Here is a 4,777-nt window from a genome sequence, read left to right as displayed (position 1 = left end):
AGTCGATGTCGCTTGCGGCACAGGCATTCTGGCTGACCGGATCGAACGCGACCTGCATCCCGCCGCGGTCTACGGCGTCGACATGTCCGAAGGGATGCTCAAGCAGGCTCAATCCCGATCGAGCGACATCGACTGGCGTCGCGGTCCGGCCGAGCAGTTGCCCTTCGACGACGCGGAATTGGACGCGGTGGTGACGACGTCGGCGTTCCACTTCTTCGACCAGCCGGCCGCTCTGCGGGAATTCCACCGCGTGCTCGCACCCGGTGGGCTGGTGGCCGTGTCGACGATGAGTGCCCGGCAGCAGTTTCTGCCGGGCAGCAGGTTGGCGCCGGCCCACAATCCGACACCGGCCGAGATGCGGCGACTGTTCGAGGGCGCGGGGTTCACCATCGTCGAGCAGCATCGGGTGCGGCGCCCGCTATGGACGCGGCCCATCGCCGACCTGTTCACGGTCGGCGTCAAAAGCTGACGACGCGCGGTGCGCCTGCAACGCCTCGCCGAGCGTCCACACTGCAACACCAAGCAGCACAACATCTTTGAGTAGAAACTGCCCGGGTAACGCCGAGAGCACCGGCACCGGGCCGGCGAACCGGCTGACGACACCGGGCGTGGTGAACAAAAAGCTCAGGGTTCCGCAGAACAGCACGATCGCCAGCGCGCTGCCGATCGCCGACAGCCGCGCCGATACCGGCCGGCTGACGATCAGCATCGCGGCCACGATTTCCAGCGTCCCGAGGCCGCGCGCCACGGTGTTCACGCTGAACACGTCGTAGACCCAGCTCATCAACGGGCTGTGCTCGATCAGCACGCGGCTTTCCATCTTGATGTATTTGCCGAATCCGATCCACGCAAGCGTCAGCGCCAATCCATACCGGCTGATCGCCTGCCCCAGCGCTGAAAGTCGTGCAGCCGTAGACAAATCAATTCTCCATTCGAGTTACACGCAGCGTCTCCGTTGAGACAACGGGTCCCCGCTCCGATCGGTTCACGGTTCGCTCGGCCGCGACATCGTCCCAGCGGTCGAGGTTGACCACCTCGGCCAGCGGCCGGCGACGCACTGGCCCGTGCCGTCCCTTCGGCCAGCCGACCACGATGTGCCCGGCCAGCATCCAGTCGTCGGGCACGCCGACGGCGTCCCGCAGCAGTTGCTCGCCGCCGTAGGCTCCCCAACTGGTCAGACACGCACCCAGGCCTTGAGCGCGGGCGGCCAGCAGGAAGTTCTGCATCGCCGGAAAAATCGAACCGCCCAGCAGGAGTTCCGACGCCGTCGGAAAGTGCTTCTGCGCGAACAGAACCGACGTGAATTCACCGGCCCGGTCGTGCAACTCGTAGGTGGCCCGGTTGGTGCGGGCGCGTCGGCTGTTGTCGTCGTCGGACGGTCGGCTCATCCCATAGACGGGCTCGATCACCTCCAACGCGCGGGCCGCCGCCTTGGCCACCACGGCCCGCTGTTCCGGCGATCGCAGCACGACGAAACGCCATGCCTGCGCGTTGGCCCCCGATGGCGCCCACATCGCCGCCTGCAGACATCGTTCGAGCGTGGCGTCGTCAACCGGCTCGCCGGTGAAGCGCCGGATCGTCCGCGCGGTCGACATCGCCTCCCAGACGTCACTGGTGGCTCCCGACATGCCGGCTCCCTTCTGGCTTCCCTCCCAGCAGAGAACCTAGTGCGCGCAATTAAGCGCAGGCAGTACGGAGGCCACCGGCCACAGCATGCTCGCTTCGCCCAGCGCCGCGAGCTGGTAATTGGTTCCAGCCGGTAACTGCAGCCGCTGTTCGAGTTGTTCCTCGAGGCGCTGCACGCCTTCCGGATGGAAGAGCGACCAAGTCAACCCGACCGCCAGGTATCCGGCGGCCAGCCACACCGCCACCTCGATCAGCGCGCCGACACTCACTCGCCGGTCGAGCACCCGGTTCAGCCCCGGCAGCAGCTCAGCGTCAGCCGACACAGACGTTCGCTAACAGCAGGGCAGGCCACAGCGCAACGGACCCCAGCACTGAGAACAGCAGCTCCAGGCCGCGAAGTCCATCCACCAAGTGCGCGTGGGTACAGGTCCAGACCAGACCGATCAGCAGATACGGACCCGCCAGCAATACGCCGACGCCGATGAGCTCGGCGAGGCTGAGCTCAAAATCCATCAACCGGCGAAACCTGGCGATCATGATCCACCGATGTTAATCACCATTCCGCGGGCGCGGGCCACGTTCGTCGATGTCAGGTGCGGGGTGGACGCTGGTCGTTGGGATCGTTCGGATCAGGCTCACCGAACCATCGAGACGGCTCGTGCTCGCCGTATGCGTCGTGCCAGTCCCACCATTCGTAGGGCGCGCTTTGCGGGTAGCCCTCCGGCGAGTCTTCCCAAAGTTCCTGCCGGCCCAGCGGCGTCATGTCCAAAAAGCTCCAGGTGTTGCCCAACACCTCGTCGCCACGGTTGTTGATGAAGTAGGTGCGGAACACCCGGTCCCCGTCGTGGATGAACACGTTGGTTCCGTGCCACTCATCCACGCCGAAGTCGACATCGAAGCTGTCGGTGATCGTGTACCACGGCATCTGCCAGCCCATCCGCTCCTTTAGGCGCTCGATGCCGGGCTGCGGCGCTCGCGAGGCGAACACCAGCGTGGCATCGCGGGCGTTGAGGTGAGCCAGGTTGCCGATGTGGTCGGCGATCATCGAGCAGCCGCGGCAGCCATGATCGGGCCAGCCATCGATATCGGGCCCGACGAAGGCGCGGTAGACGAGGAGCTGACGGCGACCCTGAAAGAGACCCAGCAGGTTGACCTTTCCCTCGGGTCCCTCGAACTCGTAGTCCTTGTCGACAGCCAGCCACGGCATCCGCCGTCGCTGCGCCGCGAGCGCGTCATGCGCGCGCATCACTTCCTTCTCCTTCACCAGCAGCTTTTGATGCGCGGCCGTCCACTCCTGCGCCGACACGATCGGGGGTGTGTTCATGTTGCTCATAATGAGCACAGCCTTTCGGTTGCGGTTAGTTCAGGGCAGTGGCCGTCACGAAGGTGACATTATCGGTGTCTTTATTGCACACACGTCGTCTCCTTTCCTTACGCTCGCGCGCGAATCCTATTGCTCGCCTGAGTGATTCAGCCCGGCAGCGATCGAGGCAACCCGAAACGTGGGAGCACGTCGTTGTCGAAGCGAGTCAGGGCACAGATCTTTTCGCCGGCGAGGGTGAGGACCAGCAGGCCCGCCCCGTGGCGGATGCCGCCAGCGGGGGTGCGAAGGTAGGCGCCAAACGCCTGCTGACCGTTGGCCCTTGTGGGCACCAAGTCGTATGCCCGGCCAGCGCCGAAGACGGTGGCGTAGAAGCGGGTTACGACGTCGCGGCCTTGGTATTCCAACGGAATCGGCGGCATGGAGACGCTGACGTCGGCGGTCAGCAGGGCGACCAGCGCATCGACATCCCCGGACTGATAGGCGCGGACGAACTTCGTCACCAGCTCCTGCTCGGCCGGTGAGCCGGGGATCGGGGCCGGCCCGTCTTCGCCCGGGGCCGGCAGGCGGCGCTGCAGGCTAGCGCGCGCTCGTTTGAGCGCGCTGTTGACCGATTCGACGGTCGAGTCGAGCATGTCGGCCACCTCGTTTGCGTGGTATCCGAGCACCTCGCGCAGGATCAGCACGGCGCGCTGGCGCGCCGGCAGGACCTGCAGGGCTGTCACGAAGGCCAGCGAGACGGCTTCGGTCTGTTCGTAGCGCGCCTCGGGATCCAGCGGCAGCGCGGGCTCGAGGAGCGCATCGGGATATGGCTCAAGCCAGACGATTTCGCCGAGCCGAGTCGGCTCGGGCAGGTCAATCTGCATGTCCCACTCCTTGGCCGGGCGTCGGCGGGCCGAGCGAAGAACGCTGAGGCACCGGTTGGTGGCTATCCGGTAGAGCCACGTGCGAACCGAGGCCCGCTCCTCGAATCCGTCGAGGCCTTGCCACGCGGCCAGCAGGGTGTCTTGCAAGGCGTCCTCGGCGTCTTGAAGGGATCCCAGCATCCGGTAGCAGTGCACCTGCAACTCGCGGCGGTGTGGCTCGGTCAGTTCTCGAAACGCCTCGCCGTCCCCGGCCCGCGCCCTGGCAATCAGATCGGTTGTCAACATATGTCACCACTTTTCCCTCGCGGGTGTTTTCACCTTCCAGTATCGACGCGCGCTGGGCCGCGAACTGGGCGCACATCCTGAGCCCACTTTCTCGGCATTGCGGCATCTGTATTGCCGAGACAGTCGAAACCCACGAGCGAGGAGGCGATGTGATCATCGCAGGAAAGTCAGTTCTGGTGACCGGGGCCAATCGGGGCATCGGGCAGGCGCTGGTCGAGGAAGCTTTGCGCCGCGGCGCGACACGAGTGTATGCGGGCACACGCCGGACCGCGAGCTACCCCGATCGGCGCGTCACGCCCGTTGCCCTGGACGTGACCGACTCCGCGCAGATTCGCGCGGCCGCGCAGCGCGTGGAGTCGCTGGACGTCCTGATCAACAACGCCGGCGTGGCGCTCTATGACGACCTGACCGATCCTGCTGTGCTCGAACAGCATTTGCGGGTCAACCTGTTCGGGCCGTATGCCGTGACCCAGGCGTTCCTGCCGCTGTTGACGCGTTCGCGGGGAGCGATCGTCAACAATCTATCGGTCAACGCGCTGGCTCCGTTGCCGATCATCCCGGCGTACTCGGTTTCCAAGGCGGCCGCCTTCAACCTGACGCAATCGTTGCGGGTGCTGCTGGCCGAGCGGGGGGTGTCGGTGCACGCCGTGTTGACGGGTCCGGTGGACACCGACATGAC

At 65.6% G+C, this 4,777-nt stretch carries 8 protein-coding genes; 2 read left to right on the top strand and 6 right to left on the bottom strand.

The window, feature by feature from the left end; all coding sequences use genetic code 11:
- Positions 1–469, top strand: a 469-nt coding sequence (locus VN856_RS13270) for a class I SAM-dependent methyltransferase (protein ID WP_325689711.1), incomplete at its 5' end; no start/stop codon positions are given.
- On the opposite strand, the gene VN856_RS13265 is transcribed toward VN856_RS13270, so the two are convergent.
- The 6 genes from VN856_RS13265 to VN856_RS13240 form a co-directional block, all read right to left on the bottom strand.
- Positions 419–919: a DUF417 family protein gene (locus VN856_RS13265; RefSeq protein ID WP_325689709.1), complete on the bottom strand. Its 501-nt coding sequence runs from the start codon at positions 917–919 to the stop codon at positions 419–421. The genes VN856_RS13270 and VN856_RS13265 overlap by 51 nt on opposite strands.
- A 1-nt stretch (position 920) precedes the next feature.
- Positions 921–1,628 carry a nitroreductase family protein gene (locus VN856_RS13260; protein WP_325689707.1) on the bottom strand — a complete coding sequence of 236 codons (708 nt, stop codon included), beginning with the start codon at positions 1,626–1,628 and terminating at the stop codon, positions 921–923.
- Positions 1,629–1,664: 36 nt separating this feature from the next.
- Positions 1,665–1,949: a hypothetical protein gene (locus tag VN856_RS13255; protein WP_325689705.1), complete on the bottom strand. Its 285-nt coding sequence runs from the start codon at positions 1,947–1,949 to the stop codon at positions 1,665–1,667.
- Complete coding sequence (locus VN856_RS13250; RefSeq protein WP_325689703.1) at positions 1,939–2,163, bottom strand: hypothetical protein; 225 nt, start codon at positions 2,161–2,163, stop codon at positions 1,939–1,941. The genes VN856_RS13255 and VN856_RS13250 overlap by 11 nt, the downstream gene beginning before the upstream one ends.
- Positions 2,164–2,215: 52 nt before the next feature.
- Positions 2,216–2,950, bottom strand: coding sequence for a DUF899 domain-containing protein (locus VN856_RS13245; RefSeq protein ID WP_325689700.1), 735 nt, complete (start codon positions 2,948–2,950; stop codon positions 2,216–2,218).
- Positions 2,951–3,096: 146 nt separating this feature from the next.
- The gene (locus tag VN856_RS13240) at positions 3,097–4,098 is read right to left on the bottom strand and encodes a sigma-70 family RNA polymerase sigma factor (protein WP_325689698.1); all 1,002 of its coding nucleotides are present in this window, start codon (positions 4,096–4,098) and stop codon (positions 3,097–3,099) included.
- 149 nt (positions 4,099–4,247) lie between these two features.
- Between VN856_RS13240 and VN856_RS13235 the strand changes: the two genes are divergently transcribed.
- A partial coding sequence (locus VN856_RS13235; protein ID WP_325689696.1) for an SDR family NAD(P)-dependent oxidoreductase occupies positions 4,248–4,777 on the top strand: 530 nt, incomplete at its 3' end.

Origin of the sequence: Mycobacterium sp., from assembly GCF_035603715.1 — a bacterium.
Taxonomy (GTDB): Bacteria; Actinomycetota; Actinomycetes; order Mycobacteriales; family Mycobacteriaceae; genus Mycobacterium.
Note: the sequence above shows the minus strand (reverse complement) of the source record. Positions and strands in the feature narration are given on the sequence as shown.

Coding starts and splice junctions, on each gene's coding strand:
- VN856_RS13250 (WP_325689703.1), bottom strand. CDS start 2,163: ATGATCGCCAGGTTTCGCCGGTTGATGGATTTTGAGCTCAGCCTCGCC.
- VN856_RS13245 (WP_325689700.1), bottom strand. CDS start 2,950: ATGAACACACCCCCGATCGTGTCGGCGCAGGAGTGGACGGCCGCGCAT.
- VN856_RS13240 (WP_325689698.1), bottom strand. CDS start 4,098: ATGTTGACAACCGATCTGATTGCCAGGGCGCGGGCCGGGGACGGCGAG.
- VN856_RS13260 (WP_325689707.1), bottom strand. CDS start 1,628: ATGTCGGGAGCCACCAGTGACGTCTGGGAGGCGATGTCGACCGCGCGG.